We start from the raw sequence: 26,464 nt of genomic DNA, 5'->3' as shown, positions 1-26,464 counted from the left end.
TTCGGATTGGTGAATGATAAAATAATAGCATGTATATGTGAAGGAAGTGCTGAAAGTGCTATTGTTAATAAGTTAATGGATGAAGGAAAACTTGTTTTCTCGAGGGATGATTTGCTGGATAATGAAGTTATAAGATGTAGAAGTGCCGGTAAGTTTCAGGAAAAATACTTGGGAAAAGGTTTTACGAAAAAGATAACTGTTTATCGTATTTTGGATTCACGCCGAGAAGATTTCAAGCTAAATAAGGCATATAAATCTAAAATTGATGTAATAAATATTATCACTGCTCCCGAAATAGAAATGCTTGTGATAATAAATGAAGGGAAATATTTGCAATACAGTAAAGTAAAAAGCAAGACTAAACCCAGTGAATTTTGCAAAAATACTCTTAAATTTTCAAAAGTAAAGTCTACCGAGTTTATTACCGATTATTTTTCAAATGTTGATGATTTGATTAATGCGATTTTTGAGTATAAAAGATTGTCAAATATTCCTAGTGGTGAGAAATGTTTAGCAGATCTGCTTGTGAAAAAAGAAGGTTGAAATATACCTTCTTTAATTTTGGACAAATTATTTAAACATTTAAAATCGTAGAAAATTGTTTGCCTTATTAAAATATAGGAGAAAAAGTATCGCTAATACTACTTTCAGCAAATTCCGCTATGAATTATTATCCTAAAATTAATTTTGAAAAAGCGGACAATGCATTTATAATTAAAATAAAATCATAATGGAGAAAGGATGGGCTTACAAATGGTATATTGTTTATATAAAACACAATGATTTAACTCAAAGCGCCAAATATTTTAAACCTGGAACTAAGGGAGCTGAACTTGTTGCGGATTTAAATGTGGTCTCGGATAATATATTTATTAAAAACAAAGGAAATGCACTAACATCGGAGGATTTTAAATCTTTCATTGATAAAAACGAAATTACCGAATTTTATATTACAGGAGCGGATTCATGAAGGGAGAGTATTTATTTATGTTTTCAATATTAGGGGCGGTATTATTTGGAGTTATAGCAATTATGACAGTTCTTGTTGCCTGCGGTTTACCTTTAGGTGAATTTACAATGGGTGGACAATATAAAATCTTACCAAAGAAACTTAGAGTTGTTGCAGTCGTTTCAGTGGCTATCCAAATTTTTGCAATGATAATTATTTTGCAAGCCGGAGGCTTTATTTCCTTGTTGTTGCCTTTTAAGGTTACTAAATATATTTGTTTCTTTTTTGCCGCTTACCTATCTCTTAATACTATTATGAATATGATTTCAAAAAGTAGGAAAGAAAAATATGTTATGACTCCGATTTCGCTTATAGCCGGGATATGCTTTTGGGTAACGGCATTTCAGATGTAGTATGCAAAATGAGGATAATCTATAATTTTTAAAATAATGTGGTTTAGAGTTGTTAGAATATAAGCCAAGAATGAAATTATGACTGTGTTTTAAAGAAAGAAGGAAAAATATGATAACTTACGAGATTGCAAGAAACTATGATATAGAAAAAATAATTGAAGTATTTGAAAGCTCGGGTATAATAAGACCTACAAAAGAAAAAGAGCGTATAAGGTCTATGTTTGAAAATGCAAATCTTATCTACTTTGCTTACAATAATGGGGAACTTATAGGACTTGCAAGATGTGTTACAGACTTCAGCTACTGCTGTTATCTTTCAGATTTGGCAGTAAAAAAAGAGTATCAAAAACAAGGTGTTGGAAAAAAACTCATAGAAAAGGTGAGAGAGCATATAGGAGAAAAAGTATCGCTAATACTACTTGCAGCAAATTCCGCTATGAATTATTATCCTAAAATAGATTTTGAAAAAGCAGATAATGCGTTTATAATTAAAAGAAAATCATAACAGGAACAAGTATAGTCCGGTTAAATGAAGAATTTGAGGGAATTGAAGATGGGAATTAGAATTGAGAAAGGAATCAATAAAAATAATATTGAACTTTTATGTAGTTGGTCCAATGAACTGAGTTCTGTGTTTCAGGAGCAATGGATGGGTACACAAGTTTCATATCCGTTGACCTATGAAAAAATTGAAAAATTGGAAAATAAATTTTCTATCTTCAATGAAGAAGAGTTCATCGGAATGATACAAGAGGTGCGAATCAAAGAAGATAATATTCATATAGGTAGATTTGTATTAAATCCTCAAAAAACAGGATTGGGTTTTGGAACAGAGGCATTGAAAGAATTTATAGATTTTATTTTTAAAGATAAAAATATTAGAAGTATTTCTTTAACTGTTTTTGATTTTAATAAAAATGCAAAGCAGCTTTATGATAAGCTTGGATTTGTGGTTGACGAAGTGATTGAAACTCCAAAATTGAAATATATTATGAAAAAATACAGATAAATCTGAGTTTATCGTACCAAAAGGAAGTATAAAAATTGTTATATTTTACTACTGCGATTCATTGTCCCATATGGGAGACACGAGCCGATGATTCTCGTAGTGATTTTTTGAGGCGGATAAAACCGCTAGTGTAGGAGGATCATGAAAAGAGTATTGAGGATGATGCCATCAATCTATCGAGAGATTTTTGAAATTGCAGGACGCAATCCGGACGACTATATTCCTATGTCCAAATTGAACCCGATGTATCATGTTTATTTTAATTCGTCACCTTTAAGATTCTATTCACTTTCCAACGATTTAGAAGAACTGTATAATATGAACCCATTATTAGTGATAAAAGTTTGATAGATATTTAAGTGTTTATATATTTTTAAAAGAGGTGTGGATATGAGATATAAAGATATAAGAAAAGAATGTGAAGAGTTATGGGCAAAAAATAAATATTATGTACTAAGCAAATCTCATAAAGCATATCTGGAGATAAGGACGTATTTGAGGGAAAAAGAACCGGATGTTTTATGGGTAAATAAAAAAATACAGGAAGCAAGAGATATGAAGGATAGTAAAAAAGATTTTAGTAATGCCGTTCTTCATATATGGGGATATTTCAAAAAAGAAGCAAGCACAATGGAAAAGCGGATATTATTTGATATATTAAATGAATATATGAAAGGGGAAAATAACAGGGAAGTTGTAATTGATTACCTTAATACTTTACTGAAAAAATACCCCAATGAATATTTAGAGAAATCCACTTTCTTAACAGGAGAATAATATGAGACTATGGCATGAAGAACTTATCCGCTTATTACCAAAAAATCAGCTTCTTGGACAACATAGGGAATGTTGTGCTCTAAGGGGCAACGGATGGAAAAAGAAACATAAAACTGTGGACTATGTGTTTTCATATTCCCCCTATCATTTATTCATATATCATGCATTGGTTATGGACGAAATGGAGAAAAGAGGATATAATGTTTCTGCGGAATGGAAGGATAAAAATTATAGAGGAAAAACAGCAGAAAAGTATGATAATCTTAAAGAGGAAATTATAGACCCCCCGATTTATAAGGAGCATAATAGTGAATATCTGGCTGAATGTATAGAAAATTTAGAAAAGAAAGGTATACATTTAAAAGTATAGTTGTTTAGAGGAGATGATTAGTTGAAATATTATAAAAAAATAAGACTTGCAAACAATATGCTTTGTATTATAAGAAATGCTACAATTGACGATGCTAAAAGAGTACTTGAGAATACAAAGATTATCCGTGAGGAAACAGACTTCCTTCTTTCTTATCCGGATGAAATAAATTTTAGTGTTGAGGAAGAAGAGGAATTACTTGACGATAAAGAAAACAGCCCCTGTGAGATACAAATTTGTGCACTTGTTGATGATAGAATTATCGGTTTAGCCAAAATTTCTGCGGTTGGCTCAAAAGACAAGGTAAAGCATCGTGCAGAGTTCGGGATAAGTATTGAAAAAGCATATTATGGAAAAGGTATAGGCACTGCATTAACAAAGGCATGTATTGATTGTGCAAAAACTGCCGGATATCGACAATTGGAACTTGAGGTGGTTGCCGAAAATAAAAATGCGATTACACTTTATAAAAAATTTGGATTTGTGGAAAGTGGTCGTAATCCAAGAGGCTTTTGTTCTCGTTATACCGGATGGCAGGAACTTATATCTATGCTGTTAGAATTAGATTGAAAATATTTTGTACTATAGATAAGTGACAGCTTAGATTGACATAGTAATGCTTTTTTTCAGGAGGAAATTAAAGCAAGGACTTATCTCTGATTGTTACAGTTTTAAAGAATAACTTAGGAGAACGCTCATGTGATATTTTTGAATTTGAGGCAGGGTTATTGTAAGAGAATATGAATTTATAATTTTTGGAGATAATTTGAATGAATGATAAAGTAAAAGATTTTTGGATTAAATTTTGTAATGAAAAGAAATTACCGACAGATATAAAATATCAGGCATGGAGTTTCGGCAATACAAAAGAGATGGCTGATGAATTGGCAGAATTGGTTAATTGTAATATTAAGACGGCTACGACTTCAGCATTTGAACTATGTGAAGCAGGTGATGATATACCGGAGGTTGGAGAGTATAATATTATTCTAGGCGGTTCTAAAGAGCCGGTATGTATTATACAAACAAAAGTAGTGTATATAATGCCTTATAATTTAATTACACCGGAACATGCATGGCATGAAGGTGAAGGCGATAGGAGCTATAAGTATTGGAGAGAGGTTCATGACAGATTCTTTGTGGAAGAATATAAATCGGTAGGGAAAAAATTCTATGAACAGGCTCCAATGCTATGTGAAGTATTTGAAAAGATTTATTAGATAACTATAAAAAGAGGATGTCGCCCTGCGACATCCTCAAAATTTTTATCTGCTCTGTGTCCAAACACCGCTGCCGTCTACATAGTAGCGATTGTTATCAACCCACTGATTTGTAAGCATCTTACCAAGATTGCTGTTGTTCTCTGTGCTGAGCCAATACCACTTACCTGAATATGGGCTCTTAAGCCAACCGGTTACCATATAACCTCTGTTATCAAAATAGTACCAGTTACCGTTTATCTGCTGCCAGTTATTTGTTGTATATGTTCTGTCAGCATTGATATACCACCAGCCTACATTGTCCTTTAACCAAGCACCTGTGCCTGAACCTGAACCGCTTGGTGAACCGCCTGAACCTGTCTGACCGCCTAAGTTTGCCAAAACATCTTCATCTACATCAAATTCATCAGATTCTGTCCATTTACCCTTAGAACCGTTGCTTGCTATAGCACGAATCTTTACAGTATAGTTACCCTTACCGTTCTCACGAATCTTGCTACGGAAATCATAGCTTGTAGCTGTAGTTGAGATAGTGTCCTTGATTACATTGTTACGATAAAGCTTTACTTCATATTGCTTTGCATAACTTGCACCGTCCCATGTAATAATAGGACTGTCATCATCGCCCCAAGAGATATCACTTACTTCAAGACCGCCCTCGTCACCTGAACTGGTCTTTGGAAGAGTTACTGTGATAGACATATTACCGCTGCTTGATGAAACTTTGGTAATAGTAGCACCCTTGCCGGTCTTATCCTCAAGTGTAACATTACCTGCCGGTGTTCCCTTAAAAGTAAAATCACTATCAGGTTTTACCTTTAATGTAACCTTAGGCTTTTTGCCGTAATCGGTGTTTGTAACAGATGAGACTGTAACACCGTCAACACCTGTGCTATCACTGTCTACATCAATATTACTTGTACTCATATTAGGTGCAAGATCATAATTTATACTGATCTTTACATTCTGTACAACTGTCTTTGTGTTCTTCGCAAAAGCTATACCAGCCATTCCAAGTATCATGGAAGCTGTTAAAACTACGGAAGCCATTTTCTTTAAATGTTTTCGTATCATTAGTTCCTCCATTCCGCAGGTCTCCCTGCTGAAAAAAATTATTTTGTATTTGTTATGCTTATATTCTAAAATACTTTTCAAATAAAATATAGTCCTTTAGACTTAAGTTTATCTTACTATATTGTAACTAATTTTGAATTTCCGTGAAAATAAAGGAATAAAAATTGAAGAATAACAGAATATTATTTTGAGTAATATTTTGTACTGTTTTTTATAAGAATTATGTAATTATTATAGATATAGTACAAGAAAATTTGTGCGAATTTATGGAGGCATAAAACATACTCTACTACAAAATAAATGCCTATTCTTTAAAATAAGCTACTTGATTTATTTTACAAAATGAGGTATAACTATAAATATAGTTAGGTTAACCTAACTAAATAAATTAAATTACCTTTTATCAGGGGGAGAGATTATGTTTAAAAAAAGATTAAGTATACTTATGGCAGCCATGGGTGTGGCATTTTCACTTGTTGCATGTTCAGGAGCTAAAACTGCCGATACAAAGAGTGCCGATACAAGCAGTGAAGAAACCAAGGCTGTGGAGGAAACTACAAAATCCGAGGCAAAGTCTGAAAGTACAGATAAAAAGAATGTGGTGGTAACTACTTCATTTTTGCAGGATATGGTGGAACAGCTCGCAGGAGATACTGTAAATGTGGAACTTATAATACCTGCCGGAGAGGATCCGCATCTTTATGTGGCAAAGCCTGAGGATTATACAAAGTTAAGTTCTGCGGATCTTACTCTTTATCATGGTCTGCATTTTGAGGGCAAGATAGTGGATGCACTGGAAGCCGGAGGAGAGTCGGTAAGCAGGGATTTTCCTAAAGATCGTATAGGTACAATGGATGAAGACGGAGAGATTATCACCGATCCTCATTTTTGGTTTGATATAGATTTGTACAAAATGGCAGTGGAGGCTGCAGGTACATCTCTTGAAAATCTAAATCCCGAATACAAAGATAAATATGAGGAGAATAAGGTCAAATACCTGGATGAGCTTACAAAGCTTGATGAGTATGTAAAGGAAAATATATCTTCCATACCTAAGGAGAGCAGATATCTTATAACACCTCATGATGCCTTTAATTATTTTTCAAGGGCATATGATATAGAGGTTAAGGCTCCTCAGGGTGTGAGCACAGAGTCGGAGGTGGCAAATCAGGATATACAAGAGACTATTGATTTTATAGTGGAGCATAAGATCAAGGCGATATTTGCCGAGTCTACCACAGATCCTGCGCGTATGGAAAAGCTGAAAGAGGGCGCGGCAGCCAAGGGAGCGGATGTAAAGATAGTAAGCGGTGAAGGAAATGAATTATTCTCAGATTCATTGGCTCCAAAGGGGCAGGATGGAGATACATATATTGATATGTATAAGCATAATGTAAAGCTTATTACCGAGAATTTAAAATAGTAATTAAAGTAGACTTAAATAGACTTTTAACGGTTCAGGTATGCAGGCATGATATTTAAAATTTACATACGATTTGTAATTTCTGTAAGCTTGCAGAATGTTACAGGCTGTATTTCTGCACACCTGAACCATAGTTTATTACCGTTACATCGCAGATGCAAAATGGAGATAATATGGAAAAAGTATTGATACATGTGGAAGATTTTACAATGGCATATACCGATATTCCTGTAATATGGGATATGGACCTGGATATATATGAGGGAAGTATTACCGCCATAATAGGACCTAACGGTGCCGGAAAATCTACTCTTATGAAGGGGATACTCGGGCTTATGAAGCCTATTTCCGGTAAGGTAAGTATTATGGGTAAGTCTTATAAGGAGGTATACAAGCAGATTGCTTATATACCACAGACCACCACAGTAAATTGGAATTTTCCCACTACAGTTATTGATGTGGTGACTATGGGAAGATATGCAAGTCTTGGCCCTTTTAAAAGGGTAAACTCGTCTGAAAAGGAAAAAGCTTTAGAAGCATTAAAAAAAATGAAGATGGAGGAATTTGCAAACAGGCAGATTTCCGAACTCTCAGGGGGGCAGAAACAAAGGGTATTCATAGCAAGGGCGATTGCTCAGAATGCCCTTATTTACTTTATGGATGAACCTTTGGCAGGAGTTGATAAAAAAACCGAGAATATAATTATAGAAACCATGAGGGAGTTTAAAAGAGAGGGAAGGACAATAATTGCCGTACACCATGACTTAAACACCCTATGTGAGTACTTTGACCATGTGGTAATGGTCAATAAACAACTTATAGCAAGCGGAAAGACCGTGGAAACCTTTACAAATGAAAATATAGCGGCAACATATGGGGAGTAGACTATGAATATAAGTATGATTACACAGTACTCATTTATTGTGGTTGCAATAGGAACAATGCTGCTTGCCATGGCAACCGGGATAGTTGGAACCATAAGTATATTAAAGGGGCAAAGTTTGATTGGAGATGCGGTAGGTCATGCATCATTGCCGGGAATTATTCTGGCTTTTATGATATCCGGCAGGAAAAGTTCAATTATTTTAATGCTTGGGGCAATAGCCGCAGGAGTAATCGCCTTTATTCTTATACAGATTATTGCTGAAGGTTCAAAGATAGAGGCGGATACTGCAATGGCGGTTATTTTATCCGCAATGTTCGGACTTGGAATGGTATTAAAGAGTCATATTCAGGGAAACCCGAAGTATCAGGGGGCATCACAATCCGGACTTGCAAGTTATATATTCGGGCAGGCGGCATATATACTAAGGGAAGACGTTTATATAATATTGACGGTGTCTATTATATCGCTGGTTTTATTTGTGATTTTTTACAAGGAAATAAAGGTATATGTATTTGACACGGTATATGCCTATACGATAGGAATAAATTCAAGGCTTATATCACTTCTTATAATGATAATCACTATGATACTTATAGCAGCCGGTCTAAAGGCGGTGGGAGCTATTTTAATAAGCAGTATGCTTATAACTCCGGCGGTTACCGGCTTACAGTGGAGTAAAAGTTATGAGAAGGTGCTGTTTATAGCAGCCTTTACGGGAGCTGTGTCGGCATTTCTTGGAACATTTATAAGCAGTGCGGTAAAGGGATTTTCTACAGGACCAAGCATTATACTTATCATGTCAATCATTGCACTTTTATCGGTGCTGTTTGCTCCGAGGGGTATTGTAAGAATGATTTTAAATATAAGAAGGATGAGGGGTGGAAAATGATCGAATCTTTATATATACTTATAATAACCTCTCTTGCCTGTGCCGTTTTGGGCGTATTTTTGGTACTTAGGAGACTTTCTATGGTATCGGATGCCATTTCACATTCGGTGCTGCTTGGAATAGTAATAGGATATTTTGTTACAAAGGATATAGGCAGTGTTTTTTTAATAATAGGTGCAAGTCTTTTCGGTGTTCTGACAACGTTTTGTATAGAGCTTCTTATAAAAAGTAAAAGGGTTACCGAGGATGCTTCAGTTGGAATAATTTTCCCGTTATTTTTTTCGGTAGCGGTTATACTTATTACAAGATATGCAAGAAATGTACATCTTGACACTGAGGTGGTTTTAATAGGTGAGATTATACTTGCTCCGCTTCATAGGATAAATTTTTTAGGACTCAGCCTTCCGAAGACTTTGGTACAGATGAGCATTGTGCTTTTGATAAATACAGCATTTATAACCGTGTTTTTCAGAAAATTAAAAATCAGCTCATTTGATCCGGTGTATGCGACTGTTGCAGGAATTGCAGGAGCAGTTTTACATTACAGCTTTATGGCATTGGTATCATTTACCGCCGTATCCGCATTTGAATCTGTGGGAGCAATACTTGCAATTGCATTTTTTATATCACCGGCTGCAAGTGCCTATCTGATATCAAAGGATTTAAAAATAACAATACTTCTGGCATGTGTATATGCGGTTTTTAATTCATTTATAGGATATTTTCTTGCAGTAAAATTTAATGTATCCATGTCAGGAATGTGTGCAGTGGTTTCAGGTATAACCTTTTTGATAACCATGACGGTGTATCCGGGAGGGATATTTACAAGAATAATTAGGTATATAAATAATCGAAACCGTTTCAGCAGGGAACTTTTGATTTTACATATAGACAATCATTCAGGTAAGCAGGAAGCGCTTGGAGAGCTTGGCTACAGCACTATAAGGCAGCATATCGGCTGGTCCGACAGAAAACTGAAATATTTTTTGGACAGGCTTATAAAAAAGGGCTATGTTTACAGGGCAAAAGAAAGGGGGGTATACAGTCTAACAGAAACGGGAAAGAAATTAAGTGATGAGATAAAGCTTCATTACGGACTTATGGCAGGGGAAAATGATATGGCTAAGATAGACACCGGTAGAGATGATTATATATTGGCGATTTATGAGCTTATTGAAAAGCAGGAAAATGCAACAAATAAAAAGATTGCGGACATTTTGGGCATTAAGGCCGCATCTGTAAGCGAGATGTTAAAAAAGCTTGTTGAGGAAGGTGATGTATACACCGAAAATAAAAGTATTTGTTTAACCGAAAGCGGAAAAAAAAGAGCCAGGGCATTACTTACCAAGCATAGACTATGGGAGCTGTTTTTGGTGGAGTATCTGGGATATTCATGGAAAAATGTACATGAGGATGCCAAGGCATTGGAATATGTCACTTCAAACGGGTTGAAGGACAGATTGAATGAATTTTTAAATAAGCCCAAACATTGTCCGCATGGAAATGAAATATATGAGAATCATCCGGATGTGGATAAGCTGAAAAAACTTTCTGAACTTTCAAAAGGAGCAAAGTGCAGGCTTCATAAGGTTGAGGATGACAGGGATTTACTTGAATATCTTGTAGAAAAGAAGATAAATTTGGGGGATGAGTTTATTATAAAGGATATTGATAATTTTGACGATTCGGTGCTTGTAAGCTCTGAAAGAGAAGATAAGCATATTGCGGGAAAGGCTGCAGTAAGGATGATGGTGGAGATTATTTTGTAAGACCACAAACAATGTATTGGCAAAATATGCTTCCGGAAGTTCAAGAGAACCTATTGGAATTTCAGAATATACAAGAGAAAATCTTACATGTGTTAAAGATTTTCACATAAGAAAAAGGCGTTGCAGCTTTGCTGCAGCGCCTTAAAGTTTATAAATATTTTAAAGTATCAGTCTACCTTTGGTCCGGCAGCTACTAAAGCCTTACCTGCCTCGTTTGTCTCATACTTCTTAAAGTTCTTTGCAAATCTTGAAGCAAGATCCTTTGCCTTGATTTCCCAATCTGCAACATTTGCATATGTATCTCTAGGATCAAGAATCTTTGTATCCACACCTTCAAGCTCTGTAGGAATCTCAAAATCAAAGTAAGGAAGCTTCTTTGTAGGAGCATTCTTTATAGCACCGCTAAGGATTCCGTCGATAATACCACGGGTATCCTTGATGGAGATTCTCTTACCTGTACCATTCCATCCTGTGTTTACAAGATAAGCCTTTGAACCGTTCTTTTCCATTCTCTTTACAAGTTCCTCGGCATACTTTGTAGGATGAAGCTCAAGGAATGCCTGTCCGAAGCAAGCTGAGAATGTTGGTGTAGGCTCTGTGATACCACGCTCTGTACCCGCAAGCTTAGCTGTAAATCCGCTGAGGAAATAGTACTGAGTCTGCTCAGGTGTAAGGATTGATACCGGAGGAAGCACTCCAAATGCATCTGCTGAAAGGAAGATTACATTCTCTGCTGCAGGACCGTGTGATATAGGCTTAACTATATTGTCGATATGGTTTATAGGATATGAAACTCTGGTGTTTTCTGTCTTGCTTCCGTCATTAAAGTCAATCTTTCCGTTTTCATCAAGAGTAACATTCTCTAAAAGAGCATCTCTTCTGATGGCATTGTAGATATCCGGCTCTGATTCCTTATCAAGGTTTATAACCTTGGCATAGCATCCGCCCTCATAGTTAAATACACCATTGTCATCCCAACCATGCTCATCATCACCGATAAGAAGTCTCTTAGGATCTGTTGAAAGAGTTGTCTTACCTGTTCCTGAAAGACCGAAGAAAATAGCTGTATTCTCACCTTTTAAATCTGTATTTGCTGAACAGTGCATTGAAGCAATGCCCTTAAGCGGAAGATAGTAGTTCATCATTGAGAACATACCCTTCTTCATCTCGCCGCCATACCAGGTATTGAGGATAACCTGCTCACGACTTGTGATATTGAAAGCAACAGCTGTTTCTGAATTAAGTCCAAGCTCCTTGTAATTAGTAACCTTTGCCTTTGAAGCATTGTAAACTACGAAATCAGGTTTGAAATCCTTTAATTCCTCAGCAGTTGGCTGAATAAACATATTTGTAACAAAATGTGCCTGCCAAGCAACTTCCACGATGAAACGAACTGACATTCTTGTGTCCTTGTTTGCACCGCAAAAAGCATCCACTACATAAAGCTTCTTGTTTGAAAGCTCATTTTTTGCAAGGTCTTTTAATACTTTCCATGAATCCTCCGATAAAGGATGGTTGTCATTTGCATAATCTGCAGATGTCCACCATACAGTATCTTTAGAATTCTCATCCATTACTATAAATTTATCTTTAGGGGAACGACCTGTATAGATACCTGTTAATACGTTAACGGCACCAAGCTCACTTACCTGTCCTTTTTCATAGCCGGTTAATGAAGAATCTGTCTCGGCTGTAAATAATTCATCATAAGATGGATTGTGTACTATCTCTGTAGTGCCTGTGATGCCATACTGAGTTAAATCAATATTTGCCATAATAATCCTCTTTTCTATAATTCATTTATTTTGATATTATGAACCCCCGGGTGAAAAGGCATTTTTCCCCTTGATACACAATATAAAAGTTATGTACTTATTAAAGTACAAGAACCTTATTAGAATATACATAACTATTTGGAAAAAAGCAATAATATTTTGAACTTTGTTAAAAAAATAATAAAGTACAAGAGCATCGTATAAACCGATGCCCTTAAAATTGTCAAATATTATATTTTTGCCATTTGATTTATAGCATTTTCTTTTACCAAAACTTTAAAATGTTCTTTATAATAATCCTCGCTAAAGGATGTGGCAGATAATTTATTTCCATATTCGGAAAGAATATTTGCAGCAGATGCAAAATCCTTATTATTATCATTCTTTTTAAGAACAAGTATAAAGCGTTTGTTTATTTCATCCTTGTACAAAGTATTTTCACCGGAATAAATCTGAACAGCTTTGGCGGCTTCTATAAACTCATCCAGAGTGTTAAATGAATATGCTCTTAAATAAGGTTCTTTTTTAGAATCATCTTCCCTGTCTTCGGTATCCAAGTCAAGTGCACCCTCAAGCAAATTATTAAACTTTAAATCAAAGGCTGCAAATAAACTGTCAAATATTGAAGGAGAGAACTTGGCAAATCTTGTATCAAGTTCCTCAGGATCATCAACCTTTGTTACATATATAATAATACTTTCATTGGACAGTGGAACAGCCTCTATCATAAGTGCCGAATCATCCGCATCAAATCCTACTTCATAAGAAGCTTTATTTAACATCTCCTGAAACAGGGCTTTGGCATTCTCACTGCCATAGGATAATTCCACAACATTTAAATTTCTGTTTTCCAAATCTACACTGGATAATGTACATCTTATCTGATTGGTACTAACCCTTTCAATTCTCAAGGTATCACCCCTTTCTATCCTTTTGGTCTGTACAAATATATTGTACTTATATTTTCTCAGTATGTAAAGAGAGTAAGTGCCTAAAGAAGTGCACAAAAAAAGCAGGTGATGGGAATCGAACCCACGTATTCAGCTTGGAAGGCTGATGTTCTACCATTGAACTACACCTGCAAAAGTTACTGTGTAATAATACCAAACCGGAGAAGTTTTGTCAACAGAAAAATAATAAAATAAAGCTTGTTTTGTGTATATTTTTTAATACATAGCTGTTTCTCTTAAAATATTTTTGAAATATTAAAATATAATTAGATAAGTCTTGAAAAGCTTATAGAAAAATGTTAAAATACAAGCTACATTATTAGGTTTTTGTAATTAAAACTGCATAATTCAGAGAGGAGATTTACAATGCTACTAATTGGTAATGGAAGGGTAGTTACTGGAAATCAGGAACAGCCATTGATTGAGGATGGGTCTGTAGTACTGGATGGCAACACAGTTTTAGAGGTTGGAAACTACCGTAATTTGAAGGAAAAATATGCGGATGCAACTTTTGTGGATGCAAAAGGCGGGCTCATAATGCCGGCATTCATAAACACACATGAGCATATCTATTCCGCAATGGCAAGAGGTTTAAGTATCAATGGTTACAACCCACATGGATTCTTAGAGATCTTAGATGGTTTGTGGTGGACCATAGACAGAAATTTAGACAATGAGCTCACATATCTGTCTGCTATGACTACCTACATTGATTGTATCAAGAACGGTGTTACTACTATTTTTGATCATCATGCAAGTTTCGGCGAGATTGAGGGAAGCCTTTTTGCTATTGAGAAGGCTGCAAAGCAGACAGGAGTTAGAAGCTGTCTTTGCTACGAGATATCAGATCGTGATGGCGAAGACAAGATGAAGGCTGCCGTTAAGGAAAATGTCGATTTTGCAAACTATGCAAAAAAAGATGATTCCGATATGATTGCAGGTATGATGGGAATGCATGCAAGCTTCACTATTTCCGACAAGTCAATGGAGTATATCATGGCTAGAAAGCCTGAGGATATCGGATGTCATATCCATGTGGCAGAGGGTATTGAAGATTTACATTCATGTTTGAAGGAGCATAGCCAGAGAATTGTTGACAGATTATATGACTGGAAGGTTCTTGGAGAGAAGTCATTGCTTGCACACTGCATTTATGTTAACCCACATGAGATGGATTTGATCAAGTATACAAATACTTGTGTAGTACATAATCCTGAGTCAAATATGGGTAATGCATGCGGATGCCCTCCAACAATGGAACTTGTTCACAGAGGAATAGTATGTGGACTTGGAAGTGACGGATATACACATGATGTTATGGAATCATGGAAGGTAGCAAATGTGCTTCATAAGCACCATTTATGCGATCCTAATACAGCTTGGGGCGAAGTTCCTAAGATGCTTTTTGAGTATAATGCAAATATTGCAAACAGATATTTCAAGAAGCCGCTTGGAGTATTAAAGCCGGGAGCTGCAGCAGATGTTATAATAGTTGATTATACACCTAATACACCTATGACAGCTTCAAATATAAACAGTCATTTATTATTTGGAGTATGTGGAAAAGATGTAAGAACTACAATTGCAAACGGGAATATCTTGATGAAAGATAGAGAACTTCTTCACATTGATGAAAAAGAAGTACTTGCTAAGGTAAGAGAAGGCGCTATGAGACTTGCAAATAAGATCAATGGAAGGGGAAATGCATAATGGGCGATATAATGACACCGATTCCTTTTAATAGGATCATGGACAGACTCCTTGAGGAGATGGATAAGGAAGGCTCCTGTTACGGAGTGAAGAAAGCATATAAGGCTGATAAGAATAAGTTTTACACAATTTTTGGAAGAAAATTGGAAACACAGATAGGTCCTGCGGCAGGTCCTCATACACAGCTTGCACAGAACATCATTGCAGGATATTATGCGGGTGCAAGATTCTTCGAGCTTAAGACAGTTCAGAAGATGGATGGTAGAGAGCTTGCTGCATGCGTTGCAAAGCCATGTATCACAGCCGAGGATGAGTGCTACAACTGTGAGTGGTCAACAGAGCTTACAGTTCAGGAAGCTTTTGATGAGTATATCAAGGGATGGTTTGCACTGAAGGTTATCTCAAAGGAATGGGATCTTGGAGGAAGCGACGGCTTCCAGTTCAATATCTCTGTAGGTTATGACCTTGCAGGTATCAAACTTCCTAAGGTGGACAATTTCATCAATGGAATGATGGATGCATCAGAAACACCTATATATAAAGAGTGTAAGGAATATCTTGAGAAGAATTTAAGCAAGTTCAAGAAGTTTACAAAGGCTGATCTTGATGCTATCACTCCTGATATTGTAAATTCTGTAACAGTATCCACATTGCACGGATGTCCTCCACAGGAGATCGAGGCTATTGCATCATATCTTATCACTGATAAGAATTTGAATACATTTGTAAAATGTAACCCTACTCTTCTTGGATATGAAGTTGCAAGAGAGATGCTTGACAGCATGGGATATGATTACATTGCATTTACAGATCTTCACTTTAAAGAGGATTTACAGTATTCAGATGCGGTTCCTATGTTGGAAAGACTTATGGCACTTGCTTCTTCAAAGGGCTTGGAGTTCGGTGTTAAAATCACCAACACATTCCCTGTTGATGTTAAGAATAATGAACTTCCATCACAGGAAATGTATATGTCAGGAAAGTCATTGTACCCGTTATCACTCTTAGTTGCCAGAAATCTTTCAAGAAGCTTTAACGGCAAGTTAAGAATTGCATACTCAGGCGGATGTGATTACTTTAATATAGATAAGGTTGTAGGCAGTGGAATTTGGCCTGTAACAGTGGCAACCACCATCTTAAAACCGGGCGGATATCAGAGATTTAATCAGATGGCTAAGAAACTTGAAAAGCCTGAAATTAAGCCTTGGTCAGGAATAAATGTAGAAGGCCTTGAGAAGCTTGTAGAAGATGTCAGAACCGATAAGCACCATGTTAAGCCTGTAAAGCCGCTACCAAACAGAAAATGTGATAAGAAGGTACCATACCTTGATTGCTATATGGCACCATGTGTAAACAGATGTCCAATCAATCAGGATATTACAGCTTACGGAATACTTGTTAATGAAGGAAAGTATGAGGATGCACTCAATGTAATCCTTGAAAAGAATCCGCTTCCGTTTATGACAGGTCATATCTGTACACATACTTGTCAGAGTGCTTGTACAAGAAATCACTATGAGACTGATGTACAGATCAGAAGAAATAAGCTTATTGCAGCACAGAACGCATTTGACAAAGTTGTACCTACTTTAAAGAGCGCTGATAAGAAGAACTTAAAGGTTGCGGTAGTAGGTGGCGGTCCTGCAGGTATCTCGGCAGCATTCTTCCTTGCAAGAGAAGGCGTGGATGTTACTGTATTTGATGAAAGAGATACCATGGGTGGTGTTGTTGCAAACATTATCCCGGGATTTAGAATTCCTGCTGACGATATCCAAAGAGATGTGGAGCTTGCTAAGGCTTACGGAGCAAAGTTTGTTACAAACAAGAGAATTGATGATATCAAAGCACTTATGGCTGAGGGCTATGACAAGGTTATACTTGCAATAGGTGCACATAAGGAACTTCCGCTTGAACTTGAAGAAGGAAAGGCAATCAATGCACTTCACTTCTTAGAGGATTTCAAGAAGACAGACGGTAAGATGGATCTTGGTGAGAATGTTATTGTTGTAGGTGGTGGAAACACTGCTATGGACGTTGCAAGAGCCGCTAAGAGAGTTCCGGGTGTTAAGAATGTATACCTTGCATACAGAAGAAATGCAAGATATATGCCTGCTGATGAGGAAGAACTTCACGAGGCAATTGAAGACGGAGTAGAGTTTGTTACACTTGTATCTCCAAAATCATTCAAGAATGGAAAACTTATATGTGCAAAGAATGTACTTGGTGAGCCTGATGCAAGCGGTAGAAGAGGTGTTAAGGAAACAGATGAGCTTGTTGAATTGCCATGTGATACACTTATCGCATCAATCGGTGAGAGTGTAAGAGGTGATTTCTACACAAGCAACGGTATCGAGATTGACAAGAAGAATCTTCCTATACTTGATCCTGTTACTTTCGAGACAAATGTTAAGGGAGTATATGCGGCAGGTGACGGTGCAAAGGGTGCATCTGTTATTGTAAAGGCTATTGCTGACAGTAAGAAAGCTTGTGAGGCTATTGTAAATCACGCAATAGGTGAGCTTAAGATTTCTGATACTACTGATGAGAAGGTATACTCATACAGAGGAATCCTTGAAGAGGTAGAGGAGAAGAAGGCGGACAACAGATGTTTAGCTTGTGACTATATTTGTGAGAATTGTACAGAGGTTTGTCCAAACAGAGCTAATGTATATGTTAATGTAAAGGGTAGCCATCAGATAGTTCATGTGGATTATATGTGCAATGAGTGCGGTAACTGTGAGACATTCTGTCCATACGCTTCTGCACCATATAAGGATAAGCTTACATTATTTGCAAATGAAGCTGATATGCTTGATTCAGAGAATGACGGTTTTGTAATCATTAAGGGAAGCAAGGATGTTAAGGTTAGAATTGACGGTCAGGAACTTGTATATAGAATCGGTGAAGCAAATGATAAGTTGAATTACAGATATGCTGAAATTATAGATACAATCTATAATGAGTATGAGTATTTGCTTCTGTAATATCTATAATATATTTGGTTTTAATATGATATAGTGAGATATGCCACCCTAAAAAGTGGCATATTTTGCTATGTAAGGAGAAAATATGAAGAGGATTTTTATAAAGGGCGGAACAATAGTAAATTCCAAAGAATGCTATGTCGGAGATATACTTATAGAAGATGAAAAAATAAGTAAAATTCTTAAATCCGGTGAAACAGTAAAGCTTGATGCCGATACAAAGATAATAGATGCCGGCGGAAAGCTTGTTTTTCCGGGATTTATAGATGCACATACACATTTTGATTTGCATGTGGCAGGTACTGTGACCTGTGATAATTTTTATTCCGGAACGAGAGCGGCTATAAGCGGCGGAACTACTGTTATTATAGATTTCGGTACACAGTATAAGGGTGAAACCCTTAATGAAGGAATGGATAATTGGCTTGCAAAGGCTAAAGACGGTGTGTTCTGTGACTATGGTATACATATGTCCATCAGTGATTGGAATGAAGAGGCAAAAAAGGAATGTCAGGATATGATGGACAGGGGTGTGACCACTTTTAAAATCTATCTTACATACGATATTCTCTTAAAGGATAATGAGGCTTTTGAGGTAATACAAAGACTTAAGGAAGTTGGTGCTATTACCGGAGTACATTGTGAGAATGCCGGACTTATCTTTGCAATGCAACAGGAATATGTAGAAGCGGGATTAAAGAATAAAGTTTCCTCTCATTATAAAACCAGACCGGCTGCAGCCGAGGCTGAGGCTATTGACAGAATACTTCATCTTGCAGAGGTGGCAGGCAGTGATATCATTGATGTGCATTTGACCTGCAAGGAAGGTTTGGATGAGATAAGAGCTGCCAGAAAGCGTGGGCAAAAGGTATATGCCGAGACTTGTCCGCAATACCTCACTATGACAAATGCTCTGTATGAGCTTCCGGGATTTGAGGGAGCAAAGTATGTTATAGCGCCTCCGCTCAGAGAGCAGTCAGATATTGATGAGCTTTGGAAGGCGATTGCAGACGGAGAAATCCAGACTGTAGCAACGGATCATTGTTCTTTCACATCTGAGCAAAAGAAACTTGGAACGGAAGATTTCAGAAAGATTCCCGGAGGTATGCCTGGAGTTGAAACAAGGGGTATTGTGATGTACTCCGAGGGTGTTGCAGCCGGTAGAATCAGTGCAGAGAAGATGTGTGAGGTACTTTGTGAAAATCCGGCAAAACTCTACGGGCTCTATGACAGAAAGGGCTTTATAGAGGAAGGCTTTGATGCGGATATCGTTATACTGGATCCGAAGGCGCAGACTAAGATTACAGCAGCTACTCAGGTTTCAAAATGTGACTATGCTCCGCTTGAGGGCAGAATTCTTAGCGGACATATCGAGAAGGTGTTCTTAAGAGGAAGCGAGATAGTGGACAACGGTAAGATCAAAGATATTCCTGAGGGTAAGTTCTTAGAGAGAAAGCCATATCAGAAGTTTTTATAGTGAATATATTTTATATACGCCATGATTTATTTAAATACAAAATAAATCATGGCGTTTTTATCGACTTTATAGTATAATGTTTTGATATAAGTGTAAAAGTAGATGTAATAGCGGATGGAATGCTCGGTATTAAATTTCTGATTATTACATAGAAGGGGAAATATGCGACTGATTGATACAAAAGATGCCGTAGGGCATATGCTCTGTCATGATATAACTCAGATAATAAAGGGTGAGAAAAAAGGTCCTGTATTCAGAAAGGGACATATCATAAGGGAAGAAGATGTGGAAGTTCTTCTCTCAGTGGGTAAGGATCATATATATATCTGGGAAGTAAATGAAAATATGCTGCATGAAAATGATGCGGCACTGATGCTTTATGATATGTGCAAGAATGAACATCTTACAAGAGATCCGGATATAAAAGAGGGTAAGGTGGAGTTGATTGCAGAATGTGACGGACTTTTAAAAATAGATAAGGAAAGGATCAATAAGCTCAATTCAATTGGTGAGATGATGATTGCCACCATACATGATAATTTTCCTGTTAAAGCCGGTCAACATCTGGCAGGTATGAGAGTTATACCTCTTATAATAGAAAAAGAAAAAATGGAAAAGGCTAAGGAAGTTGTAGGCAGTGAGCCGCTCTTTAAGCTTTTACCGTACAGACAAAAGAAAGTCGGAATAGTTACTACAGGTAATGAGGTGTATTACGGTAGAATAAAGGACACATTTACACCTGTGGTTATAAACAAGATGAAGCAATACGGTGCAGAAATTATAGCACATGAGATAAGCAGTGATGATGTGGAGATGGAAATTGAGTGCATCAAAAAGGTCATGGCGGCAGGAGCAGATATAGTACTTTGTACAGGCGGAATGAGCGTGGATCCTGATGATAAGACACCTTATGCTATAGGGCAGAATGCAAGCAGAGTTATTACTTATGGTGCACCGGTGCTTCCCGGTGCAATGTTTATGCTTGCCTATGGCGGTGAGAATGAAAATATTACCTTTATGGGACTTCCGGGCTGTGTAATGTATGAAAAGAAAACAATATTTGATATTGTATTGCCAAGAATTATGGCAGGAGAAAAGGTGGAAAAATCCGATATAGATTGTTTGGGAGTAGGCGGATATTGCATGCATTGCCCTGTATGTATATTCCCGAATTGTTCATTTGGTGTGTCATAAATTATAAAGGAGCGAGAATATGGACAAGGAATTATACAAAATAATACAAGAGTCAAAGAAAAAAGGGTTAAGAACATTTGTATTTACAGCATTAGGTGACAAGGACTATGGCAGCAAGGCTGTGATAAGAGAGGGCGAACCGGTATGGATAAGTCCTGATACAAGTTTTTTTAATGAAAATCTTGCACAGATAAAGGAAATAAATAAATCAGGTATGATTGAGATATCCGGTAATAAAGTATATGTAGAGCGTATATGCAATACCGGTAAGATAGTAATCTGCGGTGCAGGTCATACAAGTATAGCCATGATTAAGATGGGGCAGATGCTTGGCTTTGAGATGGTGGTTGTAGAGGACAGGGAAGAGTTTGCAGCTAAGGCAAAGAATGCAGGTGCAGACAGAGTTTGCTGTGAGGACTTTTCATCGGCGCTTGCAAAATTCGAGTCGGATTATGATACATATTTTGTAGTAGTTACCAGAGGGCATCAGTGGGATAAGGAATGTATCAGAGAAATATTAAAGAAGCCATATGCTTATATAGGTTTGATGGGTGCCAAGAGAAGAGTGGGCTTTGTGTTGGATGCCATCAGAAGTGAGGGCTTTGATGAGAAGAAAATTGATGAGATTTACTCTCCGATTGGTCTTGATATAAACTCTGAGACTCCGGTAGAGATAGCAATCTCCATTTTTGCCGAAATAATCTCCGTAAAGAATGCAAAGAATAAGAATGTTGGCTATGTAGACGGAATGCTTGAAAGAATAGAGGAGAGCAATGAGAGAATGGTCATGGCTACAATAGTAGGCAAAAAAGGTTCCGCACCGAGAGGTGTAGGATCAAAGGCATTATTCTTAAGAGACGGAAGCTTTGTCGGAACTATAGGTGGCGGAAAAGCGGAACATGATATTATGGTTAAGGTGGAAGAGATACTTAAAAATAATGACGATATGCAGCCATATTTATTGCATGTTGATCTCACAGATGATGAAGCAAGCATTGAAGGTATGGTTTGCGGCGGAAGAATAGAAGTATTGCTTGAGCTTGTTTAAGATTAAATATGAGAGATAGTTATAATAGAAAAATAGATTATATGCGAATCTCTGTTACCAATAAATGCAATTTCCGGTGTACGTATTGTATGCCGGAAGCCAAGAAGGTGGAGGAAACTTTAAGCCTTGATGAAATATATCAGGTTGCATTTGCGGCAAGTGAATGTGGTATAAGCAAGTTTAAAATAACCGGAGGTGAGCCTCTTGTAAGAGAAGGCATAGTTGATTTTATAAAAAGACTTAATGATTTGGACAATGTAAAAGATATTACTATGACAAGTAACGGTTTTTATCTTTTAAAATATGCCGATGCTCTAAAATCCGCCGGGATTTCAAGTATAAATGTAAGCCTGGACTCTCTTGACAGAGAGAAATTTAAAAAAATTGCAGGTGTGGACGCTTTGGAAGATGTGATGGCAGGTATAGAAGCATCAATAAAAGCGGGAATCGCTACAAAGATAAATACGGTTATTCAAAAGGGTGTCAATGATGATGAACTCTTTGATATCATAGAACTTGCAAAAAATGACAGAGTAAATATAAGATTTATAGAAATGATGCCGATAGGGCATGGTAAGGAGTCAAAGGGCGTAAGCAATTTTGAAATCCTTGAAAGAATGAAAGAAAAGTATATCATTACAGAAGATACAAGACGCCATGGCAACGGACCTGCAAAGTATATGAAACTTGAGGGTTTTACAGGTTCAATAGGATTTATCAGTGCAATACATGGCAAATTTTGTGATGCCTGTAACAGAATCAGATTTACATCTACAGGCAAATTAAAGCCATGCCTTTGTTATGACTCAAATATTGACTTAAAAGATATTTTAAAAGATGATTCACTTAGCATAGATGAAAAAAATACTATATTAAGAGAAAAAATAAATGAATGTATAGTGTCAAAACCTTTGGCACATTCTTTTGAGGATATATCTAAAATCAGCGAGTTAAAGGGCATGTCGGAAATAGGTGGATAAATAAATGGATATAAAAGCAGAGGTTTTAGCAGTCTGTATCAGTGAGAAAAAGGGAACTGAAAAAAAGGAAGTAGAAAAGATTGCTTTAAAGAAGGATTGGGGTATTGAAGGAGATGCACATGCAGGCAAATGGCATAGACAGGTAAGTCTTTTGGCATTTGAAAAGATAGACGCCTTTAGAAAAAAGGGTGCGGAGGTTGATTTCGGTGCATTTGGAGAGAATATCATTGTAGGCGGCATAGATTTAAGAAATCTGCCTGTGGGAACTGTCCTTGAAATAGGAGAGGCAAAACTTAGAGTTACACAGATAGGTAAGGAATGCCACAGCCATTGCAATATATATAAAAAGATGGGAGACTGCATTATGCCGAGAGAAGGTATTTTTGCAGAGGTACTAAAGGAGGGATGTGTACAAAAAGGAGATATTATAAAAATAATTGAAAAAGAAAACGGACCGTACAGAGTGGGCATAATTACCGTTTCAGACAGGGCTTCAAAGGGAGAATATGAGGACAAATCAGGTCCTATGATAAAGGAACTTGTGGAAGCTGCCGGGATGGAAGTGGTTGATTATATTATAGTTCCTGATGAAAAAAGTCAGATAGTGAAAAAATTACTGCATTTTAGCGATCAAAGACAGGCGGATTTAGTATTTACTACAGGTGGAACAGGATTTTCCAAAAGAGATGTCACACCTGAGGCGACAAAGCAGGTTGTGGAAAGAGAAGTTCCGGGCATTGGAGAGGCGCTTAGAAGCTATTCACTTACTATTACACCAAAGGCAATGCTGAGCCGTCAAACAGCCGGGATAAGGGGAAATACTCTGATAATAAATTTGCCGGGAAGTCCGAAAGCATGTAAAGAAAATATTGATTATATAATGGGACCGCTAAAACATGGCTTGGGAATTTTAAGCGGCAGAGAAAGTGATTGATAAATTTTATTTAAAGGGAGAAAATTATGAGATTAAAAAATATGTTTAAAGTTTTGGGAGTAGTTACAGCATTGACATTAGTAGGCTGTGGCGGACAAAAGGCGGCAACAGAGAGTACCTCAGCCGAGAGCACAACCGCCACAGAAACAACAAAAGAAGAAACCGCAACAAGTGAGGAAACAACAAAGGCAGAGAGCATGGGTGATGCTTCAGGTATAAATGTATTTGCGGCCGCATCATTAAAGGGCGCAATGGAAGAGATTATCACCGAGTATAATAAGGCAAATCCTGATGTTAAAATCAATTTGAATACAGATTCTTCAGGTAAGCTTCAAACACAGATAGAAGAGGGCTTTGCATGCGACATCTTCTTTAGCGCCGGTAAGAAGCAGATGGAGAAGTTAAAAGAAGGCGGATTTATCAAGGAAGGAACAGATGTAGACCTGCTTCACAATAAGCTTTGTATAGTAGCACCGAAGGAATCGGACACAAAGGTTACAGGCATTGCAAATATAAAGGATGCAAAGTCAATCTCTATAGGAGAGACAACAGTACCTGCAGGTGCTTATGCAAGAGAGGCTCTTTCAAAGTCTTATCCAGACCTTGGAATCAGCAAGGAGAGCACAGGTGCCGAACTTCAGGAAAAGCTTGGTCTTGAAGTAATAGAAAACTCAAATGTTACAAAAACACTTTTATCGGTTGTAGAGGGATTCGGTGAAGTAGGCTTTGTATATATTACAGATACTTACGGAAAAGATGATGTAAAGATTATCGAGAAGGTGGACGAAAACCTTACCGGAAAGATTACATATCCTTTAGCAAGAGTAAACAATGATGAAGCAGATGACAAAATAAGTGCAGAGGCTGACAAGTTCTATGACTATTTAAAGTCGGAAGATGCTAAGAAGGTATTTGAAAAATATTTATATGAGTAATGTTTTAGTACATTTAGACTGGAGCCCTTTTTTTATAACTCTAAAAATAGGGCTTCTTTCTACAATAATATGTTTTTTTCTGGGCGTGGGGCTTGCCTATATGAGCCTGTATATGAATAAAAGAGTAATGGCTGTGTTTGACAGTATACTTACATTGCCGATGGTGCTTCCTCCTACGGTAGTGGGATTTTTTTTACTTCTTATATTCAGTAGAAGAAGACCTGTAGGTATATTTTTATACAGCAATTTTCAGATAAAGATAGTGCAAAGTTTTGCAGGTTGTGTAATTGCGGCTTTTATCATTGCATTTCCGCTGATGTATAAAAACGCAAAATCGGCATTTTTACAGCTTGATAAAAATCTTATATATGCAGGCAGAACACTTGGACTTTCTGAGTTTAAGATATTTTTTAAGATAGTATGTCCTATAGCATCTCCCTCACTTTTTTCGGGAGCGATTCTAAGTTTTGCCAGAGCCATAGGAGAATACGGTGCCACATCCATGCTTGCAGGCAATATATCCGGGAAAACCGCTACCATATCACAGCAGATAGCGATACTTGTGCAAAATCAGAAATATTTGGAAGCCGGAATATGGGTAAGCATTGTGCTTTTTATAGCATTCCTTATAATGCTTTTGATGGAGTATATACAGAGATAGTATGCTTGATATAAATATAAAAAAGAAACTTAATAATTTTACTTTAAATATAGAATGTAAATTAGACAGCAACAGAATAGGAATACTTGGCGGTTCGGGTGCAGGAAAAAGCATGATTTTAAAGATGCTTGCAGGTATAGAAAAACCTGACAGCGGTTATATAAAACTGGACGACGTGCTGTTATTTGATTCGAATAAAAAGATTGATATAAAGCCTCAAGACAGACATATAGGGTACTGTTTTCAAAATTACGCTCTCTTTCCCCACTTGAGTGTATATGAAAATATTGTTATAGGGCTTGATAAAAATAACAGAACAGAGGTGGATGGGTTTTTGGAAAAATTTGAACTTACAAAAATCAGGGACTCAAAGCCGAATAAAATAAGCGGAGGTCAGGCTGCCCGAGTCGCAATGGCAAGGATACTTATAAGAAAACCGGATATTTTACTATTTGATGAGGCATTTTCCGCATTGGATATTTATTTAAGAGACCATATTCAGGAAGAGATAGCCGATGTTTTATCTGATTTTAAAGGAAGTGCAATCTTTGTATCACATTCCAGAGATGAAATATACAGACTTTGTGACAGTATGATGGTAATTGATTCGGGTAAAATATCAAATCTCGGGAAGACAAAGGATATTTTTAAAAATCCCGGGACAAAGAATGCAGCCATACTTACAGGTTGTAAAAACATCTCGGATATAAGATATATTTCCGAAAATATAATAGAGGCGACAGATTGGGGAGTACAGTTTGAGTTTTCATACAAGCTGCCAAAGGATGTAACTGCCATAGGGATAAGGGCACATGAATTTAAGCCTGTGTGGGGTGAAGAAAAGGGCAATATAATTAAGTTTAATTTAAAGAGTACCGCCAAGCTGCCTTTTGAGGATAATTATTATCTGAATACAGATGGTGACGGCGATATTACCTGGCTTGTACAAAAGGATATCAAGGAAAAGATTGATAAAAAGGGTTTGCCCGACTTACTGAAAATAGATGAAGAAAATATATTACTGTTAAGATAGATTG

26 protein-coding genes and 1 tRNA gene are annotated in these 26,464 nt (G+C 36.9%); 23 read left to right on the top strand and 4 right to left on the bottom strand.

From position 1 onward, the window contains the following. The first annotated feature begins 9 nt into the window (after nucleotides 1-9). The 9 genes from J4O15_RS15250 (at nucleotide 10) to J4O15_RS15210 (ending at nucleotide 4,738) form a co-directional block, all read left to right on the top strand. Entirely contained in the window at nucleotides 10-543 is a 534-nt protein-coding gene (locus J4O15_RS15250; RefSeq protein WP_243762103.1) for a hypothetical protein, read from the top strand. A gap of 187 nt (nucleotides 544-730) precedes the next feature. Then, on the top strand, nucleotides 731-970 hold the full coding sequence (locus J4O15_RS15245; protein ID WP_009220324.1) for an isochorismatase family protein: 240 nt from the start codon (nucleotides 731-733) through the stop codon (nucleotides 968-970). A gap of 17 nt (nucleotides 971-987) precedes the next feature. After that, nucleotides 988-1,362 carry a hypothetical protein gene (locus J4O15_RS15240; protein ID WP_040457686.1) on the top strand — a complete coding sequence of 125 codons (375 nt, stop codon included), beginning with the start codon at nucleotides 988-990 and terminating at the stop codon, nucleotides 1,360-1,362. Nucleotides 1,363-1,471: 109 nt separating this feature from the next. Next, nucleotides 1,472-1,867: a GNAT family N-acetyltransferase gene (locus J4O15_RS15235; protein ID WP_009220326.1), complete on the top strand. Its 396-nt coding sequence runs from the start codon at nucleotides 1,472-1,474 to the stop codon at nucleotides 1,865-1,867. Nucleotides 1,868-1,915: 48 nt separating this feature from the next. Further along, entirely contained in the window at nucleotides 1,916-2,371 is a 456-nt protein-coding gene (locus J4O15_RS15230; protein WP_009220327.1) for a GNAT family N-acetyltransferase, read from the top strand. A 390-nt stretch (nucleotides 2,372-2,761) separates the two neighbouring features. Beyond that, entirely contained in the window at nucleotides 2,762-3,148 is a 387-nt protein-coding gene (locus tag J4O15_RS15225; RefSeq protein WP_208101414.1) for a YbgA family protein, read from the top strand. Between the two features lies 1 nt (nucleotide 3,149). Beyond that, entirely contained in the window at nucleotides 3,150-3,518 is a 369-nt protein-coding gene (locus tag J4O15_RS15220) for a TIGR02328 family protein (RefSeq protein ID WP_208101413.1), read from the top strand. Nucleotides 3,519-3,539: 21 nt separating this feature from the next. Beyond that, entirely contained in the window at nucleotides 3,540-4,088 is a 549-nt protein-coding gene (locus J4O15_RS15215; protein WP_208101412.1) for a GNAT family N-acetyltransferase, read from the top strand. Between the two features lie 200 nt (nucleotides 4,089-4,288). Beyond that, nucleotides 4,289-4,738, top strand: coding sequence for an ASCH domain-containing protein (locus J4O15_RS15210; RefSeq protein ID WP_208101410.1), 450 nt, complete (start codon nucleotides 4,289-4,291; stop codon nucleotides 4,736-4,738). A gap of 45 nt (nucleotides 4,739-4,783) precedes the next feature. Here J4O15_RS15210 and J4O15_RS15205 read toward each other — a convergent pair whose 3' ends face one another. Next, nucleotides 4,784-5,812, bottom strand: a complete 1,029-nt coding sequence (locus tag J4O15_RS15205; RefSeq protein WP_009220332.1) for a cell wall-binding protein — start codon at nucleotides 5,810-5,812, stop codon at nucleotides 4,784-4,786. Between the two features lie 418 nt (nucleotides 5,813-6,230). Between J4O15_RS15205 and J4O15_RS15200 the strand changes: the two genes are divergently transcribed. The 4 genes from J4O15_RS15200 to J4O15_RS15185 all read left to right on the top strand — a co-directional run bounded on the left by J4O15_RS15200 (nucleotide 6,231) and on the right by J4O15_RS15185 (nucleotide 10,779). Further along, the gene (locus J4O15_RS15200; protein ID WP_208101407.1) at nucleotides 6,231-7,235 is read left to right on the top strand and encodes a metal ABC transporter solute-binding protein, Zn/Mn family; all 1,005 of its coding nucleotides are present in this window, start codon (nucleotides 6,231-6,233) and stop codon (nucleotides 7,233-7,235) included. A gap of 173 nt (nucleotides 7,236-7,408) precedes the next feature. Further along, entirely contained in the window at nucleotides 7,409-8,119 is a 711-nt protein-coding gene (locus tag J4O15_RS15195; RefSeq protein ID WP_208101405.1) for a metal ABC transporter ATP-binding protein, read from the top strand. Nucleotides 8,120-8,122: 3 nt separating this feature from the next. Beyond that, a complete protein-coding gene (locus J4O15_RS15190; RefSeq protein WP_009220335.1) occupies nucleotides 8,123-9,010 on the top strand; it encodes a metal ABC transporter permease in 888 nt (295 codons plus the stop codon). Continuing rightward, entirely contained in the window at nucleotides 9,007-10,779 is a 1,773-nt protein-coding gene (locus tag J4O15_RS15185; protein ID WP_208101404.1) for a metal ABC transporter permease, read from the top strand. Before J4O15_RS15190 ends, J4O15_RS15185 begins: the two co-directional genes overlap by 4 nt. 167 nt (nucleotides 10,780-10,946) lie before the next feature. Here J4O15_RS15185 and pckA read toward each other — a convergent pair whose 3' ends face one another. From pckA to J4O15_RS15170, 3 genes are all read right to left on the bottom strand, one after another. Continuing rightward, complete coding sequence (gene pckA, locus J4O15_RS15180) at nucleotides 10,947-12,554, bottom strand: phosphoenolpyruvate carboxykinase (ATP) (protein WP_208101402.1); 1,608 nt, start codon at nucleotides 12,552-12,554, stop codon at nucleotides 10,947-10,949. A gap of 230 nt (nucleotides 12,555-12,784) precedes the next feature. Next, nucleotides 12,785-13,465 (bottom strand): adaptor protein MecA, encoded by a 681-nt coding sequence (locus J4O15_RS15175; protein WP_208101400.1) that lies wholly within the window; start codon nucleotides 13,463-13,465, stop codon nucleotides 12,785-12,787. Between the two features lie 100 nt (nucleotides 13,466-13,565). Next, nucleotides 13,566-13,636 (bottom strand) — tRNA-Gly (locus tag J4O15_RS15170). 234 nt (nucleotides 13,637-13,870) lie between these two features. On the opposite strand from J4O15_RS15170, the gene ssnA reads away from it, so the two are divergent. The 10 genes from ssnA to J4O15_RS15120 all read left to right on the top strand — a co-directional run bounded on the left by ssnA (nucleotide 13,871) and on the right by J4O15_RS15120 (nucleotide 26,460). After that, on the top strand, nucleotides 13,871-15,214 hold the full coding sequence (ssnA, locus tag J4O15_RS15165; RefSeq protein WP_208101398.1) for a putative aminohydrolase SsnA: 1,344 nt from the start codon (nucleotides 13,871-13,873) through the stop codon (nucleotides 15,212-15,214). Continuing rightward, nucleotides 15,214-18,198, top strand: a complete 2,985-nt coding sequence (ygfK, locus tag J4O15_RS15160) for a putative selenate reductase subunit YgfK (RefSeq protein ID WP_208101396.1) — start codon at nucleotides 15,214-15,216, stop codon at nucleotides 18,196-18,198. Before ssnA ends, ygfK begins: the two co-directional genes overlap by 1 nt. Nucleotides 18,199-18,283: 85 nt before the next feature. Continuing rightward, nucleotides 18,284-19,675: a dihydropyrimidinase gene (gene hydA / locus J4O15_RS15155; RefSeq protein ID WP_208101394.1), complete on the top strand. Its 1,392-nt coding sequence runs from the start codon at nucleotides 18,284-18,286 to the stop codon at nucleotides 19,673-19,675. Between the two features lie 162 nt (nucleotides 19,676-19,837). Next, nucleotides 19,838-20,869: a molybdopterin-binding protein gene (locus J4O15_RS15150; RefSeq protein WP_208101391.1), complete on the top strand. Its 1,032-nt coding sequence runs from the start codon at nucleotides 19,838-19,840 to the stop codon at nucleotides 20,867-20,869. A gap of 19 nt (nucleotides 20,870-20,888) precedes the next feature. Beyond that, nucleotides 20,889-21,917: an XdhC family protein gene (locus J4O15_RS15145; RefSeq protein ID WP_208101389.1), complete on the top strand. Its 1,029-nt coding sequence runs from the start codon at nucleotides 20,889-20,891 to the stop codon at nucleotides 21,915-21,917. An 8-nt stretch (nucleotides 21,918-21,925) separates the two neighbouring features. Further along, a complete protein-coding gene (moaA, locus tag J4O15_RS15140) occupies nucleotides 21,926-22,897 on the top strand; it encodes a GTP 3',8-cyclase MoaA (RefSeq protein WP_208101387.1) in 972 nt (323 codons plus the stop codon). Between the two features lie 4 nt (nucleotides 22,898-22,901). Next, nucleotides 22,902-23,831, top strand: a complete 930-nt coding sequence (gene mog / locus J4O15_RS15135; RefSeq protein ID WP_208101385.1) for a molybdopterin adenylyltransferase — start codon at nucleotides 22,902-22,904, stop codon at nucleotides 23,829-23,831. A 26-nt stretch (nucleotides 23,832-23,857) separates the two neighbouring features. Then, a complete protein-coding gene (modA, locus tag J4O15_RS15130) occupies nucleotides 23,858-24,766 on the top strand; it encodes a molybdate ABC transporter substrate-binding protein (RefSeq protein WP_208101383.1) in 909 nt (302 codons plus the stop codon). Further along, nucleotides 24,759-25,427: a molybdate ABC transporter permease subunit gene (gene modB, locus J4O15_RS15125; protein ID WP_208101430.1), complete on the top strand. Its 669-nt coding sequence runs from the start codon at nucleotides 24,759-24,761 to the stop codon at nucleotides 25,425-25,427. The genes modA and modB overlap by 8 nt, the downstream gene beginning before the upstream one ends. Nucleotide 25,428: 1 nt before the next feature. Beyond that, on the top strand, nucleotides 25,429-26,460 hold the full coding sequence (locus J4O15_RS15120; RefSeq protein ID WP_208101381.1) for a sulfate/molybdate ABC transporter ATP-binding protein: 1,032 nt from the start codon (nucleotides 25,429-25,431) through the stop codon (nucleotides 26,458-26,460). The last annotated feature ends 4 nt before the right edge of the window (nucleotides 26,461-26,464 follow it).

It is taken from the genome of Lachnoanaerobaculum sp. Marseille-Q4761, from assembly GCF_017565785.1.
Lineage (GTDB): Bacteria > Bacillota > Clostridia > Lachnospirales > Lachnospiraceae > Lachnoanaerobaculum.
Note: the sequence above shows the minus strand (reverse complement) of the source record. Positions and strands in the feature narration are given on the sequence as shown.

Bases quoted from the DNA above. Each gene is read 5' to 3' on its own strand.
- J4O15_RS15245 (WP_009220324.1), top strand. From the start codon at position 731: ATGGAGAAAGGATGGGCTTACAAATGGTATATTGTTTATATAAAACAC.
- J4O15_RS15240 (WP_040457686.1), top strand. From the start codon at position 988: ATGTTTTCAATATTAGGGGCGGTATTATTTGGAGTTATAGCAATTATG.
- J4O15_RS15235 (WP_009220326.1), top strand. From the start codon at position 1,472: ATGATAACTTACGAGATTGCAAGAAACTATGATATAGAAAAAATAATT.
- J4O15_RS15230 (WP_009220327.1), top strand. From the start codon at position 1,916: ATGGGAATTAGAATTGAGAAAGGAATCAATAAAAATAATATTGAACTT.
- J4O15_RS15225 (WP_208101414.1), top strand. From the start codon at position 2,762: ATGAGATATAAAGATATAAGAAAAGAATGTGAAGAGTTATGGGCAAAA.
- J4O15_RS15220 (WP_208101413.1), top strand. From the start codon at position 3,150: ATGAGACTATGGCATGAAGAACTTATCCGCTTATTACCAAAAAATCAG.
- J4O15_RS15210 (WP_208101410.1), top strand. From the start codon at position 4,289: ATGAATGATAAAGTAAAAGATTTTTGGATTAAATTTTGTAATGAAAAG.
- J4O15_RS15205 (WP_009220332.1), bottom strand. From the start codon at position 5,812: ATGATACGAAAACATTTAAAGAAAATGGCTTCCGTAGTTTTAACAGCT.
- J4O15_RS15200 (WP_208101407.1), top strand. From the start codon at position 6,231: ATGTTTAAAAAAAGATTAAGTATACTTATGGCAGCCATGGGTGTGGCA.
- J4O15_RS15195 (WP_208101405.1), top strand. From the start codon at position 7,409: ATGGAAAAAGTATTGATACATGTGGAAGATTTTACAATGGCATATACC.
- J4O15_RS15190 (WP_009220335.1), top strand. From the start codon at position 8,123: ATGAATATAAGTATGATTACACAGTACTCATTTATTGTGGTTGCAATA.
- J4O15_RS15185 (WP_208101404.1), top strand. From the start codon at position 9,007: ATGATCGAATCTTTATATATACTTATAATAACCTCTCTTGCCTGTGCC.
- pckA (WP_208101402.1), bottom strand. From the start codon at position 12,554: ATGGCAAATATTGATTTAACTCAGTATGGCATCACAGGCACTACAGAG.
- ssnA (WP_208101398.1), top strand. From the start codon at position 13,871: ATGCTACTAATTGGTAATGGAAGGGTAGTTACTGGAAATCAGGAACAG.
- ygfK (WP_208101396.1), top strand. From the start codon at position 15,214: ATGGGCGATATAATGACACCGATTCCTTTTAATAGGATCATGGACAGA.
- hydA (WP_208101394.1), top strand. From the start codon at position 18,284: ATGAAGAGGATTTTTATAAAGGGCGGAACAATAGTAAATTCCAAAGAA.
- J4O15_RS15150 (WP_208101391.1), top strand. From the start codon at position 19,838: ATGCGACTGATTGATACAAAAGATGCCGTAGGGCATATGCTCTGTCAT.
- J4O15_RS15145 (WP_208101389.1), top strand. From the start codon at position 20,889: ATGGACAAGGAATTATACAAAATAATACAAGAGTCAAAGAAAAAAGGG.
- moaA (WP_208101387.1), top strand. From the start codon at position 21,926: ATGAGAGATAGTTATAATAGAAAAATAGATTATATGCGAATCTCTGTT.
- mog (WP_208101385.1), top strand. From the start codon at position 22,902: ATGGATATAAAAGCAGAGGTTTTAGCAGTCTGTATCAGTGAGAAAAAG.
- modA (WP_208101383.1), top strand. From the start codon at position 23,858: ATGAGATTAAAAAATATGTTTAAAGTTTTGGGAGTAGTTACAGCATTG.
- modB (WP_208101430.1), top strand. From the start codon at position 24,759: ATGAGTAATGTTTTAGTACATTTAGACTGGAGCCCTTTTTTTATAACT.
- J4O15_RS15120 (WP_208101381.1), top strand. From the start codon at position 25,429: ATGCTTGATATAAATATAAAAAAGAAACTTAATAATTTTACTTTAAAT.